Annotated in this window: 13 protein-coding genes and 1 tRNA gene; 7 read left to right on the plus strand and 7 right to left on the minus strand. The window is 51.6% G+C overall.

The annotated features are described in order from the left end of the window. Positions 1 to 298 precede the first annotated feature (298 nt). The 3 genes from H627_RS0103520 to H627_RS0103530 all read right to left on the minus strand — a co-directional run bounded on the left by H627_RS0103520 (position 299) and on the right by H627_RS0103530 (position 1,531). Positions 299 to 547, minus strand: coding sequence for a GlsB/YeaQ/YmgE family stress response membrane protein (locus H627_RS0103520; protein ID WP_027827820.1), 249 nt, complete (start codon positions 545 to 547; stop codon positions 299 to 301). A 104-nt stretch (positions 548 to 651) separates the two neighbouring features. Beyond that, positions 652 to 725, minus strand: a tRNA-Arg gene (locus H627_RS0103525). Between the two features lie 47 nt (positions 726 to 772). Next, a complete protein-coding gene (locus H627_RS0103530; RefSeq protein WP_027827821.1) occupies positions 773 to 1,531 on the minus strand; it encodes a nucleoside phosphorylase in 759 nt (252 codons plus the stop codon). Positions 1,532 to 1,657: 126 nt separating this feature from the next. Here H627_RS0103530 and H627_RS0103535 point away from each other — a divergent pair, with 126 nt between their 5' ends. The 4 genes from H627_RS0103535 (at position 1,658) to H627_RS0103550 (ending at position 7,541) form a co-directional block, all read left to right on the plus strand. Further along, positions 1,658 to 2,827 carry a YncE family protein gene (locus tag H627_RS0103535; RefSeq protein ID WP_051225134.1) on the plus strand — a complete coding sequence of 390 codons (1,170 nt, stop codon included), beginning with the start codon at positions 1,658 to 1,660 and terminating at the stop codon, positions 2,825 to 2,827. After that, complete coding sequence (locus H627_RS0103540; protein WP_027827823.1) at positions 2,824 to 3,630, plus strand: hypothetical protein; 807 nt, start codon at positions 2,824 to 2,826, stop codon at positions 3,628 to 3,630. Before H627_RS0103535 ends, H627_RS0103540 begins: the two co-directional genes overlap by 4 nt. Before the next feature lie 72 nt (positions 3,631 to 3,702). Beyond that, positions 3,703 to 5,658: a coiled-coil domain-containing protein gene (locus H627_RS0103545; protein ID WP_027827824.1), complete on the plus strand. Its 1,956-nt coding sequence runs from the start codon at positions 3,703 to 3,705 to the stop codon at positions 5,656 to 5,658. After that, on the plus strand, positions 5,655 to 7,541 hold the full coding sequence (locus tag H627_RS0103550) for a hypothetical protein (protein ID WP_027827825.1): 1,887 nt from the start codon (positions 5,655 to 5,657) through the stop codon (positions 7,539 to 7,541). Before H627_RS0103545 ends, H627_RS0103550 begins: the two co-directional genes overlap by 4 nt. Before the next feature lie 65 nt (positions 7,542 to 7,606). Here the strand turns inward: H627_RS0103550 and H627_RS0103555 are convergent, their stop codons facing one another. Then, positions 7,607 to 8,983: a glycosyltransferase gene (locus H627_RS0103555; protein WP_152319339.1), complete on the minus strand. Its 1,377-nt coding sequence runs from the start codon at positions 8,981 to 8,983 to the stop codon at positions 7,607 to 7,609. 170 nt (positions 8,984 to 9,153) lie between these two features. Beyond that, a complete protein-coding gene (locus H627_RS0103560) occupies positions 9,154 to 9,969 on the minus strand; it encodes a lp_1002 family arylesterase (RefSeq protein WP_027827827.1) in 816 nt (271 codons plus the stop codon). 75 nt (positions 9,970 to 10,044) lie between these two features. On the opposite strand from H627_RS0103560, the gene H627_RS0103565 reads away from it, so the two are divergent. Both H627_RS0103565 and H627_RS16815 read left to right on the plus strand, forming a co-directional pair. After that, a complete protein-coding gene (locus H627_RS0103565) occupies positions 10,045 to 10,500 on the plus strand; it encodes a GNAT family N-acetyltransferase (RefSeq protein ID WP_027827828.1) in 456 nt (151 codons plus the stop codon). An 88-nt stretch (positions 10,501 to 10,588) separates the two neighbouring features. After that, positions 10,589 to 11,140 (plus strand): hypothetical protein, encoded by a 552-nt coding sequence (locus H627_RS16815; protein WP_146995374.1) that lies wholly within the window; start codon positions 10,589 to 10,591, stop codon positions 11,138 to 11,140. Positions 11,141 to 11,493: 353 nt separating this feature from the next. Here the strand turns inward: H627_RS16815 and H627_RS0103580 are convergent, their stop codons facing one another. Together H627_RS0103580 and H627_RS20315 are read right to left on the minus strand one after the other, a co-directional pair. After that, a complete protein-coding gene (locus H627_RS0103580) occupies positions 11,494 to 12,660 on the minus strand; it encodes a helix-turn-helix domain-containing protein (RefSeq protein WP_162143220.1) in 1,167 nt (388 codons plus the stop codon). Continuing rightward, positions 12,579 to 12,857, minus strand: a complete 279-nt coding sequence (locus tag H627_RS20315) for a hypothetical protein (protein WP_027827830.1) — start codon at positions 12,855 to 12,857, stop codon at positions 12,579 to 12,581. The genes H627_RS0103580 and H627_RS20315 overlap by 82 nt, the downstream gene beginning before the upstream one ends. Positions 12,858 to 13,456: 599 nt before the next feature. Here H627_RS20315 and serS point away from each other — a divergent pair. Next, positions 13,457 to 14,755 (plus strand): serine--tRNA ligase, encoded by a 1,299-nt coding sequence (serS, locus tag H627_RS0103590; protein ID WP_027827831.1) that lies wholly within the window; start codon positions 13,457 to 13,459, stop codon positions 14,753 to 14,755. Positions 14,756 to 15,113 lie beyond the last annotated feature (358 nt).

A 15,113-nucleotide genomic window follows, 5' to 3' on the forward strand; every position in this document is an offset into this window, starting at 1 on the left:
TTTTCTCTCCTTGCTTGTCCAATGAATAACATATGTACTCTTATTTTAGCATAGGGCGAGGACCGTGAACCATTGGGGATTAAGAAGAAAATCTAAAATAAGTACGTTCATAAAAGACGATTAGCAGTATAATACAGTCGTCGGGTGGATAACGTTAACTCATTTGCTGGCCCCAAGCCCGACGATAGTCGATCATACTGACGCTGCTTCTCCCCAGTTGCAGCTTTTCCCTCCGATTTAGACGACCGAAGGGAATTTTTTTGCACTCAAAAAGCCGCCAGAATCGGCGGCTTGCGTGTTAATCTGCGCTGCGTCCAACAAAGAACGACACCACAGCAACCAGGATGACAGCACCTAAGATCGACGGGACCAAGGCCATGCCGGCCAATTGCGGACCCCAGCTGCCAAAAATGGCTTGACCAATCGAAGAGCCAATCAAGCCGGCCAGAATGTTGCTGATCCAGCCCATGGACTTGCCTTTACTCGTAATTGCTCCGGCAATTACCCCAATCAATGCGCCAACGATCAATACCCATAACCAATGCATCGAATCACTCCTTATATGAAATTCAATATGAACTATTTAAGTATACCCATATAAGACCGCTTTGGTAAACAAAAAGCGTGCATTATGCACGCTAAATATCAAAATGCCCCCCGTGGGGTTCGAACCCACAACCCACGGTTCCGAGGACCGTTGCGCTATCCAGTTGCGCTAGGGAGGCAAGCAACTTCCATGGTAGTGCACCAAAGAAGCAAGAACAAGGCCAAATTAATTCAAATCGGCCAAACAATTGACGCCGAGTGCCAGCACCCGGGTATGCGACGCCCGGCCAAAGTCCCGGGCATCGTAGTTCTCTTGATTAGCCAGTGAATCGGCGGTAAACAAAATTTGACCGAATTTGGCCCCACGGAATTGGGCGATGGCGGCTAAAGCGGCACATTCCATTTCCACGACTTCATAGCCGGCGGCAGTGTATTGCTTGATCAACGCAGGCGTTTCCCGGAAAAAGGCATCGTTAGTCCACGTTTTGACCGGCTTGGCCGGTTGGCCAACGCTGGCCAGGCTGGTTTGAATGGCAGCCGCCATGTCCGCATCCAGCCGAATACTCGGCGCTGCCGGTAAATAATGGTAGGAAGTGCCTTCATCCCGCAGTGCTTCGGTCACTACCAGCAGGGTGTTTTCCGGTTTATCCAGCAGAACACCGCAGGAACCCACCGCAATAATTTGTTTAGCGCCGTAAGCAATCAAGAAATCAATGATCTGGGCCGAAGCCGGGGCGCCGATCACCGCGGGGCAGATACCAATGGCTTCCCCGTGGAAGCGAATCTGCTGCACCCGGACCACATTCGAGAAAGTCAGCAGAGTGCCGATCTCTTGGGCATGATACTCCGCGTAGAAATCAGCTAAATGATCCGGTGTCACAAAAGCCAGCAGCATTTTTGGCGGAAAGTGATATCCCTCATGCCGGAATGGGTTAATGACCGCCTTTTGGGTCGGATCGTAATTCAAAATAGGTAACTCAGACATCGAATCATCACGCTTTCTGAAAAGACTTAAACCCATGATACCACAAGCCTTTTTCTGGAAACCAGGTCCAGGATATGGGTAAAATAGTATACACTATTCATATATTGTTGTAGATGGGGGAACACTATGCGGATCACGAAACAAAGCTGGTGGATACTGGGGGTCACCGTCGTACTGACAGCGTTATTTCTAGGCTATTATGGCTGGGGCTATCGGTATTTAAAATTAAAAGAAACCGAACCGCCAACCACGGCGACGACAACGACCACTGCCCCGGTGTATAGTCAGGCGCAGTTTGAGAAGACGATGAAAAAATACAAGGCCTTTGACGCCTTTGCCCGGCTCACGAGTGTGGCTGATATTGAGAGCGGCAAGAGTTCGCTGGGCGGGTACACGGATTTTCCCATTATGCCCGGAACCAACGCGACGCAATCAATCAGCGTTCAGGATGGCAGTCTCGAAATGTGTACGACTATGACACCCCAAGGTGTGGTCGTGGCGGGTCAATATCTCATTACATCAGCTTACGATCATGACGGCTTCCATAATTCCGTGCTTTACGTCCAAGATTTGAAAACCCGCCGGTATATTAAGACGGTGGTGCTGAAAGTCACGCCGCATGTCGGCGGAGTGGCCTATGACCCGCGCAACCAGCTGGTCTGGGTGTGCAGCCAGCGTAATCGCCAGTCTGAACTGGTATCGATCAAGTTGAGCGATATTGAAAAATACGACTTGAATAAAACGAAGAAGCCCATTGCGTATCATCAACGAGCGCTGCTGGGATCAATCACCCGGGCGTCTTTTGTCACTTACGATGCCGGCAAGCTGTATGTTGGTTCGTATCGCACTGGCAACATCCAGCACTATCAGCTGAGCAAGAATGGCCGCTTGACCGGCACCAACTCGATCAAGGTGGGCACGAATATTTTCGAGACGATTACGAACGCCTTGCTGAAGCAGGATGTTTTGACCCAAGTCCAAGGAATGGCCTTCTACAAGAATTACATCATTTTGTCCCAATCATTTGGTCCCGGGCGATCCCGGTTGTGGGTCTTTGATAACCGCAATCGGTCGGTCTATCGGGAGTCGGATGCGTTGGCCCGATTCTACGCCCCCTCCCACCTGGAACAGATTTCGACCAGCGGCGGGACTCTGTGGGCCAACTTCGAATCGTCGGCGCGGGCATATCGCGGAACCAGCCATGACCACATCGATCGGCTCGTCCACCTGAATTTGGAATCGTTCAAAGCCATTGTTGATGCGGAGCTGCAGCAGAAGGGAGCGGCAACGAAATGACAACTAATCCATCAAAACGCCGGTTATGGCCGTCTCTTTATAGTGAAGAAGAGCCGGTCGGTGATATCAATGCTTGGATCAAGATCCTAGCAACGATCTGGTTCATTTACTTATTGTTTAATACCAAGAATCCGTTGAGTATCTATTTCACGCCATCCTTGACCGAGTTTCAGATGCATGGCAGTCTCGGTTTGGATATCCGGGTGATTGCGGCCGGCCTGCTGTTCCTTGGTTTAGTGCTGGGCAGTGTTTGGTGGGCGTTTGGCGGGCTCGGTCTGCGCCGGCTTTTCCCCCAATGGCGGGTGCGGGACACCTTTCTCACCCTCTGGTATGGCTTGCTGACGCTGATCTTTAACGGTATCGGCCGGTTATTTGCGGATTTTGTCCAGGCTCATTATGTCGACAACTCGTCCAGCGCCTTGGATATCGGGGAAATGGCTTCCTGGCATAATTACTGGATCGTGACGGTCCGGTATATTTTGATGATGGCCGGGCAAGTGATCGCCTTGATCTTGATATTCTTAGCCCTCTATCAGCTAGGCAAACGCTTCTTGCCCCAGAATAAGCGGTTCATACCGGAGCTAACCAAGTTTCTGGCCAATATTTTGGCGGCGCTGGCCTATGCCGGCCTGATGACGACGCCAATCAATCCCAACTTCATGCAGAACGTGTGGCTGTCCGGGATGCAGGCGATTCCCATGCTGTGGGCCTACCGGCACACCCGGAATGTGCTGGTGCCGATTTTGGGCCTCATCATCCTCAACCGCGCTTTCATTGCACTGCTCATCGCGTTTTCTGCCTGACCTGTCTTGCCTAATGGGGAGCAACATTGGATACTATAGGCAGGAAGCAAAACTTGGGCTGGAGGGGTAGACATGGCAACGGATAAAAAAGGGGCACAATCAGCGGCGATCCAAACGGCGTTGGATGTGATTAACGCAAAGGTCGATCAATTACAGCCGTATTTTGCTCACAGCCAAACCCGATTGGTGCAGGTGGCCAAAGAATATTTGCGGGGGCTGTATGAAGCCTTAGATAAAGTTGGGGGAGAACAGGACCGGGTGCAGGATCAGCTGGCCGCGGTACAGGCCCAGATGCAGCATTATCAGCAGGTGACGGCGACTATTCAGCAAGCGGTGGACGATCCCCAGTTATGGCCGCGGCAGCGGCATGCATTGCAGCTGCAAATTGACGAGCTGACTCGGCAGATCAGTGCGCAGACCGAACAAGAGGGCCAGCTGCGCACCCAGCGGGAAACGGCGAAAAATACGGTGCAGTCGCTCCACGGCCAGCAGGACATCCTGCACAGCAGTTTGCAGCGGCAGGAAGACGCCATTCGCCAAGAAACCGATCTGGTCAAGATCACGGAAATGGTTGCTGCCCAAGAATCCCGAGCGGCGGACAGCAACCGGCAATTGGCTGAGCTGGCCCAGAAAGAACAAGCGGCGGCGGCAGCCGTAACGGATCTGACCAGCCAGTTGACTCGAATGAATGATGACTTGTCGGCGAAGATCAGCCAGCGGGCGGTGCTTGTGAAACAGGCCCACGCGTTAAGCGCAAAGATCAACGCCCCAGTGTCGATTCAGGATCAATTGCGCGACAGTCAGCAGCATCTGACCGATCTGCAGGATCAGATTCAGGGATTGGAAGATGGCCTGGTCCGGTTGAGCCGGGGGGAAGATCGGCTGACCCAAACCATTGGTCAGGTCCAAAAGACCATGACCAGCGGATTAGTCGATGGCGCCGCGCTGACTCGGGAAGCGGTGCAGCAGGTACCAACAGCGGTCGAGGCCGCCCCAGCGCCGGTCAATCCCAGCGGGGCCGACCCCACGCCAATTACTAATCAAGCTGTGACCCCGGCTGCAAGTACCGGTCCGATCCCTTTGACTGACGAGGGTGCATTGGCCCTCAATTTGCCAACGACACGGCCGTACTTGATCGTCCTGACCACACTGCCCACCAAATTGGAACCCGTTCTGCTCCAGTACTTGCGGGCGTTGTTCCAATTCTTAGGCGCCCACCGAATCCAGATTCGAGTGCTTGTGACGAGTTATACGGCTAATTTTGTGGACCGAATCAGCCGCTTCTTGAATGAAGTTGGCACCCAGGCCAATGTGGAATTTGCCTCTTTATTCGATACCCTCCAAGGCGTCGGTAAGGCCAAACCATTTGCGGCTAAGGAATTACCGGTAACGGTGCCTTTAAAGCGGGGCAAGGATGACCCGACGATTCGCTCTGGGACTTACGCCGCGGTCGGCGACTATCGGGCGTACTATCGGCCCGATGGTACCCTGAATTGGATCGGTTACAACGTGGACGCTGAGCATTATCTATATGATTACTTTTCTCCCCAGCACTTGCTGCTGTACACCCAGATCATCGTGCACCAGCGGGATGTGAGCGAGGTAACCTATTATCGGCGGGATCGCGGCCCGGTGCTGAAGCTTCAGTACACCAAGGGCACGGCAGCAGTGCAGACTTTCTTCAATCAAGCCACCCAAGATTGGCCGTCAATGGCGGCCTTCATAGCGGATTGGCTGAGTCATGACGAGACCGCTCGGGCAAGCACGGTGGTGGTGCCCGGCGACGACCCATTGTGTCCGGAAATTATCAAAGGCAGCCTGCGGGAGCAGACGATTCCACTATTATCCGATCGGACACTGACCGACCCGAATCTTGGGGCTAAGCTGAGCGGTGTCCACTGGTTGCTGGTGCCTACCCGGCAGGATGTTGACCAAATTCAGCAACTCGCCGGCTGGGCGATCCCAGTCGTTACGATGGATACCCTGACAAGCGCTGAACATGTGGCAAAGGAGCAGAGAAATCAATGAATGCGCAAGATGAATTGAATCAGATCGAATCAACCCTGCATCACTTGGAGCAGGAACGGCTGACCGCGACCCGCCAAATGGGGACGCAGTCCGGTCAATTACGGCAGCTCGCGGACAAGTTCGAGCAGACGCTGCAGCAGACCAGTGAACAAATTGCGACCCAGCTGGATCGCTTGACCAAACTGGCCGACGACAGTCAAAAGACCAGCGATGATTTAGATGCTGGGATCGCCAGTGACCAGCAGGCCATCGACGAGCCGCCGGATTTTGACGGGCAGATCCAAGCGTTACAGGAAAGAATCGATGACATCAACCGCACGACGATTCCCAATCACCAGCAGGAGCTCCAGCCGCTACTCACCGAGCAGAAGGATCAGCGTCACCAGCAGTCCCTGCTGCAGGATAAAATGCAGGGTATCGTGGCCGAAGAAAATCGGATCGCCATTAAGATCCGGAAGGCCAAGAATCTGGAAGAGATGATTGCCCTCACTGCTGAACAGCAGGGCAGTATTGATTCCCTGCGCGGCCAGCGGGAGGATCTGACTAATCAGATTGGCCAGATTCAAGCCACGTTGCATGATGGCCAAGCGGCTATTGATGCAGTCAATAAGAAAATTGAAGCGGCCCGGGATCAAGTCAAGACTTGGGACACCCAGCGCAGCCAGCTGCAGGAGGCCAAGCGGCGCCGGCCAGCCCAGGTGGCCCGGCTAAAGCAGCAGATCGCGAGTTTAGAGAAGCAAAAAGAACAGGTCAACCGCACAGCCCAGGCCATTGATGACCAGCACCAGCAGGCGCGGGATGTGCAAAATACGTTGAGCGAACAGCTTGCGACGATTCAGCCCCTCTTAAATGTGCTGAGCAAAGATGTGGCTGGGATGGAGACTATCCCGAATATCCCCCAAGCTGCGCCCCGGGTGAGCAGTGCAGGCAGTGCGCCGAGTGCGCCGCCATTACACGCTGCTCCATTGACCGCACCGACCCCGGCCCAGCAGCCAGCGCCGCAAACTAAAGTCCGCCCGGCCGCCCTAGTTTTCCCGATGCTGCCCAGAGACCCGGCCCAAGCAGCGATCCTGCGCGGTGTCGTCGGCCGCTTGCTGCAAGCCGGCGAACAGAGCGTTCACCTGTACACGACCGCCTATGAAGAGGAAGACTCCGCCCGGCTGCTGCAGCTGCTGGGGAACGAACAGCCCCAGTCTTTGGCTTGGACGAATATGTATACTGCCTTGCGCCAGACGAAACAACCGGCTGCTGCTCCGGCAAAACTGAACCTGCAGCCTGATTGGCACACCCAGGGGACACCGGACAACGCCACGGTGGAATACCTGGACGGGCAAAATAATTTAATGGCTCGGGTGCAATACCGTTCCAATGGCTCAGTGCGGATGGTGACGTATTTCAATTTGCCGGGCAATGCCCAGCGGCGGGACTTCTGGGACGCGGCCGGCCACGTGGCCGTTACTCAGTCGATCAATGCCAATACCGGCCGGGTCACTAATGAGAACTTCTATCGAGTGGACGGTTCCGTTGTGCTGATCAAGGAGTATGGCACCGACGCAGAACACATTCATGTGTTGGATGAGCAGCGCAACGTGATCCAGGAATTGGCCAGCGATGTGGAACTCGCCGCTTGGTGGCTGAGTCAGATTTTACCAGCGGACAGCCAATTGATCACTGAGGCTGATCCGATGCTTGTGTTGAATAAGGCACTGCAGGCGCGGACCGACATGACGCTGGTGCCGATTCTAACGCCGGAGTCTACGCCCCAAGCTTGGGCAGAAATCCTTGGCGGGGATTTGGCAATTCAGACGGCGTATGTCAGTGATCCGAACTTGCTGGCGGCGGCGCGGACGACATTGCCTGAAACGGATATTGAAACTTTGTAGCGCACAGCATAGGATACAAATGGCGCCGTCCTGTTAATCGGGATGGCGCCATTATTGTCTGGTATTTACTTAATCGGTGTCTGAGTGTCAATTTTTGCGATGTTCTGCCATGCTTGCCAAACGTTAGCCGACGAGAATTTATTCGTTGCTTCATACGCACCGGTACTCAACTTTTGGTTTAAGAACGGGTCCTTGAAGATGGTAATGATTTTAGCAGCCATATCGTCAATATCCCCATCTTTGATCAGATAGCCGTTCTTGCCGTTTTCAATAATTTCATTAGGACCGTAGTTGATATCGAAGGAAACGAGTGGTACACCGCGACTTTCAGCCTCAATCAGAGCGAGACCGAATCCCTCATTGGCACTGGTTAGGGCCAGTACAGTACTCTCATCATAGACTGGCATGATCTGGTCTGTATATGGGTAAAAATGAACGCTGCCAGCCATGTCCGTCTCTTTAACGGTATTGTTCAAAATGATACCGCTGCGCGGATCAGTGACAAAACCGTAAATATCCAAAATAACATCCGGAATTTGTTTCTTGATTAGAGCTGCGACGCGAACCAGCAGATCTAGTCGTTTCTCTGGAGAAATCCGCGCTACAGATAAGATATGATGCTGGCGCGGGCGGTCATTGATTGCAATCCGGTTGCTGCTTGGTTCAATTGAACCGCTGGGGATGACAACCACATTCAAGTCCTTACCGAAACGCTGCTTGATATCGTTGGCCTGGTGATAGGTCGGGGTGATCATCCCGGTGAATTGGCGGGGATGTTGGAGAACATAGGCATAGTTATAATTCAGCTTTGGATCGTGCAGCGGATCGGTCGGATCAGACACATGGACGTTATGGATGTAAACGTAACGCCGCGCTGGCGTTTTCATTCGCGCCAGGGCGGGCGTATTTTCGTATCGGTCACTGATAATCAGGTTGTCCCCGCCGTTTTCTTGATTGATAACGTCCAGAAAGTATGTGATCAAACCGTCATTATTCATAAATATGCGCTGTTCACCCTGATGTTTCAAGAAAATCGATCGGGTAGCGCCTTTACCGTCCAAACGCCAAATAATGATTTGCTCACCAGTATGTGAGAAGAACCGTTGTTCCGTCACTCGGCCATCGGCACCCATGATATTATCCAGCGTCTTAAAGCCGCGATCATCATAGATTTCACTGTGCTTAATAAAGTTGGCAGTTGTACCATACACAATGGAACTGATTTGTCCGCTCTGGACATCTTCGCGGAGTAAAAACTGTTGATCGCCGTCGATTACACGCCAGCCATGCACTTGGATGTTTCCCTCAACCACATCGGTACCCAAGTCAGTTGCGCTGCCAGAATAATTGGCCAACCATTCCTTGACTGTATTTGAACGTTGCGGCACATGCAGATTACCGAGAAAGAAATCAAACATGTTGAGACTCGTATCGTCAGTCAAACCATTTTCTTTAAAGTTGAAATGAAAACGTGAATAGTAGTTCGTCGTGACGATTGTTGCCGGTACTTGGTGCTCCAGAAACAGCTACAGCCGTTTCATCTCAGAATGCTCAATCCCCGAGCTTTGTTTGCCCACCGTATTGGTGACGAAAAAGTTCATTGTGTTTCCCCCTAGTTTACCGGAATCGTGTCGATCCCCAAATAACGTAACCATTCCAAAGCCAGCGGTACCCAGTGGGCCACGTGCGGCAAATCAGTACCTGGCCGCCACGCGGTCAAGACATTGCTTAGCGCTAAGCCGTGCGGTCCTTCCACGAAGGTGTGCAACTCCACACTGACATTATTCTTGACTAGAGAAGTCGCATAATCCAACGAATTCAACGGCGAGATAACATTGTCCGTTACCGTGTTCCAGATAAACGTGGGGCTGGCCTGAGCCACATTGTGATTCCGAGCGTCCGTACTCGGCACATCGTCCGTTAACTGATGCATCGGAATCTTATCCTGCGGCGGGAAGTTGTCGTCCAAGCGAGTGACACTGTACCCCAGAATAACGGCCTTGGGTTTTACTGGCTCAGCAATACCGGAATCCTTGGCAAAGGAGTCCTCTGACCGCATCGTATCGTACAAACTCACCACTTGACCGCCAACGGAAAAACCAGCGACAGCAATTTGACTCGGGTCCACCGCCCACTCAGTAGCGTGATCGCGAATATTCGCCAAGGCCTGACCTAAATCATAGACCGGACTTGGCAGCAGGGGCGTCTTTTCGCCGATGAAGTGGTATCGTAAATAAAACGCCTGGAACCCCCGAGCAAAGAAGGCCAACGCCAAGTCCTCTGCCTGATGTTCCGGAATATGGGTGTATGACCCACCCGGGACGATCATGATGGCCGGGTATTTAGTCCGCTTGATCTCCGGATTCGGGGCATGGACAAAGCACTTGAAGAAAGCTGGTTCAGTCAATGTTTGGTTAATCTCTTGCACGATACAACCGCTCCTTTTCGAATTAATACCTACCATCTTATTGTAGCGCAGTCACCAAGATGTTTGGAGGATACAATGGAAAACACTGTTCGTTTACGCCAATTTGAAGAAAAAGACGCCGCCGATCTATTTGACTGGGGAAGCAAAGTGAATTTCTCACCGGCAGTCAACTTTTACCCTGTCCGAAGTCTGACGGATGCTCAATTCCGGGTACACGCCTTCGCTCAGGATGACCAGATTCAAGCAATTATGGTCAATCGGCACAACGTCGGGTACTTAGAGTTGCTGGCCCACGATGACGGGGTGAGCGAAGTCGGCTTAATCATTGACCCCGCGTTACGCGGTCAGGGAATTGCTTCAGCGGTGCTCAAACAAATAATAGGAAGACACACGCCAATAGCGGCCGTTGTTGATCGAGAAAATGATCCAGCTAAGGCTCTTTTCAGGAAGCTTGGCTTCCATATTTCCGCAATTTTACCAAGCTGGTTCAAGGCCGATCCCAATAAGTGGGAAATTTGGATATGGAAATAGCCTTGCAAACTGCGGCTACTTTCTGAAATCATGCTATACTAGTAGTGCATACCACAGGCGATTGCTGAGTGGGGAGAGGAGATCGCAAATGGATTCAGCACTACTATCAAAGGTATTGACAGACCGGATTAAGGGTATTAGGGAGAACCCGGCATTGCAGGCCTTAGCGCAACTGGACGAACCATCCAGCAACGAACCGCGGGTAACGCAATACGTCGCCTACACCGATTTCACGACTGCAGAAAGTAAGAGGCAGACTGCATCGATTTATGTATTCACACCCTATATGAATCTGGATGCCCATCAGCACCCAATCGTGGAATATCAGACGCAGCTGATGTTCCACTTCGATCCGTGGACTAAGTCGATCCACGTGAGTGTTCTGGAAACGCTGGGGGCAGCGTCAAAGCTGGCTTTCTTCGATTATCAAAATCATGGTTTAGCCACTGTGGCGTTGCAAGCCTTGATCGGCTTGGGCCGCAAGAATGGCTTCCATAACATTGACGGTGTGGTATCGTCTTTCGACGGGCACGATGATCTGCTGCGGATCAGCGATGTCTTGCAGAGAGTCGGGTTTACCGTGCAGACTGACCCGGAAAATCCGCATGTTGGCGAGTATTCCTACGGGCTAAGCGCATAAATCTTCACACTTTTATCACTTTTAAGAAGAATTCTTGACGAAATGTGATGTTGACGCCGGCCGCGAGGTTGGTATCATGAAGTTACAAGGAATTGAAATACTTCTTTGGGGGAGGTCGGAAAGTTGATAAGAAAAAGTTCGAGTCAACGGCCTTACTGGAAGAAGATATTGTTCCTTGCTGCATTGTTCTTGTTTCTCGTCGGAATTGTTGTGGGCGTATCACGTGCCTCGGCAATTGCGGCAGCTTCCGCTTCTTTCGCATCCTCAGCAGCCCCGGCCTTAATAAAGTGGTTCTGATACTGCTCCCGCAACCGCACATAAAGCTCGTAATACTGCTTAGCGTTCTCATCAGCTTACCAAATGAACACCTTGCTCGGATCCAGATGCAGCGCATCCTCCAGCAGCTTCGGATTGGCCAAACTGCTGATGATCAAATCTGCATCCGCCGGGTCTGAAGTCTCTGCCATGATGTGCACGAAGCCGATATCGTGGAGGAAGATCTCCAATACCCGGGAGTAGAAGCCATTGTGCTCAGTCAAAAGATATACCTTGACGTTGTCATCAGACTGCACGGATTGCAGATACGGCGCCAGAAGCAGCACCAAATTATGGTGCAGTTCCTGGCGATAAGGCCGTAACGGCGCAAATTCTGGATTGCCCGTCTCTTGGTCGAAGTACTTGTACATCAGCTTCGACATGGCCGATGTACTGTCATCCAGAAAATAAGCGGAGTTGAAGTCGTCCAGCCCGAAACGGTGACCGGTCATGACCAGGACGGAAACGACCGTCCTGGCGAAGTTGGCCACCAGGAGGTGATTGTCGTTCAGACTGGGATCATCGTTGCGCTGGTAAGGGCGCAGGAAGTCGAAGAATTTATGAGTGAAGTCCCAGGCAATGCCGCCGATTTTCTTCAAATAGTAGTAAAGCTCAGCGAAGGACTCGTTGCCGTTCTCTCGGGAGCTCAATACGATGTGGAAGTAGAACTGCAGGAATTGGTTCTCGTTATTCAGGGACAGCTTGTCCAGAGTCGGATACATCCGCTGCTCCAACAAGGGGGCGGTGAAGTAATTCTGATCCGGAAAAATCTGCTGGTATGTGGCCATGGAAGTCATGGGGTAGCCGGTGCCCACCCGTGTGCGGCAGAGGCCTAAAAACATGTCGAGCTGCAGCGAAGTGACTGGATTGAATTCTTGCGTTTGGATATCCTTGCGCATCCGGACGACATCGTCGTGTTTGACCGTGTGGAAAGGCCATTCCTGCGCATGGAAGGCGACCCAGTAGATCGAGTTCAGGATGAACCGAATCTGCTTTTTGTCCCCTTTGAGCTGCAGGGTCGTGGTTGACCAGTTGATATTGTAGGTTTCGAAGAAGTGGCGCAGTGAGGCAATTTTCCGCAACAGTGTTGATTTCGAAATAAAATGCTGGGCGCAAAAAGATTCTAGGTTTGCCCGGGCCGATTGAACGGCGTAGTCAAAGACCTGGAACTCAACGGAACGTTTGAGTAAGAAGAGGCGTAACAATCCAGGGGAATGCCCAGGTCGGTACCGTTGATCGTCGCCATGGTATGGGAAACCCACTCACCGTGGCTGAGTGCATCGATGTCCTCTAATAGGGCCTGAAAGGTGTTGTACGTCTTGGCATAGCTCATGTCCAGCAGCTGGGCCAAATCGTTAATGGTAAACGATCGGCCCTTTTCACGGTTGATCACTTCGAGCATGCGAAACCGTTTCTGTTCAGGCTTGCTAAAAAACAACTTTTCGAATTTGATACAGAGCCCTCCCCCACGTAATAGTAATCGGTATACTGACAATTCAAGTATAGCATCTTTGTCAGTTTCGGCAAAAACTTCTTGTTGAAACTGACACAATGCGGTTGAAAACGATATATGAAAACACCGATTTGTAAGGCTTTTTTCCAAGTTACTCCCAGCATATGCAAAATGCGAACGGTTACTTAGAAGACATAGTGGGACAACCAGCGGCCTATCACAATCGTGTTGTTGGTCATTCTACAACTTTTCTGGAACCATTGTCCCGCACCACGGGTTATGGTATTCTTATCGTAAATAAAGCAAAACGTTGAGGCGCCTATTAGGACTGTTCCAGAGACGTGACGGCAGGTGCAAGTCACGACAGTCAATTTCCAGCGCTGAGTTGTCGGCGAATAACCGACCGGATACTGCCCGATACCGCAGTCACGAGTGCACGCGGAAGCGTGAAGTTGGGTGGTACCGCGAAATACCGATTTCGTCCCTAAGTTTTTAGGACGAAGTCGGTCTTTTTCTTTTGCTTCATTAACTACGAGGAGGAAACTTACATGCTGGATATGAAATTGATCCGGGAGAAGCCGGATTGGATCAAGGAACGCCTAGGCACCCGGGGCATCAAACCGGAAGAAATTGACCATCTCTTGAAGCTGGACGAGCACCGGCGGGAGAAGATCACGGCGACTGAAGAACTCAAGGCCGAACGCAACAAGGTTTCTGATGAAATTGCTGCGACGAAGCGGGCCAAGGGCGATGCAAGTGCTGAAATTAAGGCCATGCGGGAAGTAGGCGGCCAGATCAAGCAGCTGGACAAAGAACTGGCCGATTTGGAAGACAAAGTAACCTATATTCTGGTGCGGCTGCCAAACATCCCGAAAGAAGACGTGCCGATTGGTCCCAATGAGGACTATAACAAAGAAGTCCGCAAGTGGGGCGCACTGCCCACCTGGGACTTTACGCCCAAAGCCCACTGGGATATCGGGGAAGACCTTGGTATTCTGGACTTTGATCGGGCTGCCAAAGTTACCGGCGCACGTTTTGTCTACTATAAAGGATTGGGATCTCGGCTGGAACGCGCCATTTACAACTTCATGCTGGACGAACACCAAAAGGAAGGGTACCAAGAAATCATTCCGCCGTACCTGGTCAACAAAGAGTCCATGTTCGGCACTGGCCAATTTCCTAAGTTCACCCAGGACGTGTACACGATCATTGATGAAGACGAACCGTTGACCTTGATCCCGACCGCCGAAGTACCGCTGGCCAACTACTATCGCAGCGAGATCCTGGACGAGAAGCAATTACCCGTTTACTTCACCGCGCTGACGCCGTGCTTTCGGTCCGAGGCCGGCTCTGCCGGCCGGGACACCCGGGGATTGATCCGGATGCACCAGTTCAACAAGGTAGAAATGGTCAAGTACGTGAAGCCGGAAGAATCTTGGAACGAGTTGGAGAAGCTGACCAACGATGCCGAAGAAATTCTGCAAAAATTGAAACTGCCGTACCATGTTGTTGCACTATCCACGGGTGATGCCAGTTTCACCTCTGCGAAGACTTACGATTTGGAAGTTTGGATTCCTGCTCAGGATACGTATCGGGAGATTTCCAGCTGCTCCAACTGTACAGACTTTCAGGCACGCCGTGCCCAAATCCGGTATCGGGATACGGCCGGCAAAGTACATCTGGTTAACACCCTGAACGGTTCCGGTTTGGCCGTTGGTCGGACTGTTGCTGCCATTTTGGAAAACTACCAGAACGAAGACGGCAGCGTCACTATTCCTGATGTGCTGGTTCCTTACATGCACGGGATCACCAAGATCACTAAAGAAAATGCATCCGGCTTAAATTAATGTGTTTTTCGGTTATTTCCGAATGATTGACGCCGTATTAGTCAAAAAGAGTTGCTTGTTTACAGAATAAGTAACTCTTTTTTACATTCTGTTCGGGTATGAGTTCGGGAAAATCAGCGTATAACTCATTGAAAACAGCATAGGGACGCCATTTTGGCCGTTGACACTGCGGAACCAGCCTGCTATATTATTAAGTGCGCTACGGTGCGTGATCAACAGTGAGTCAAGCGATTGAAATTCAATGTTGACACGGGCTTGAGCGTATGATATATTATCAAAGTTGCGTTTTTACGAAAGCAACAGCAACGCAGGCCTTTGAAAACTGAACAAAGTTTTGACGAACGGATCACATATCTTC

It is taken from the genome of Schleiferilactobacillus harbinensis DSM 16991, from assembly GCF_000425885.1.
GTDB classification, from domain to species: Bacteria; Bacillota; Bacilli; order Lactobacillales; family Lactobacillaceae; genus Schleiferilactobacillus; species Schleiferilactobacillus harbinensis.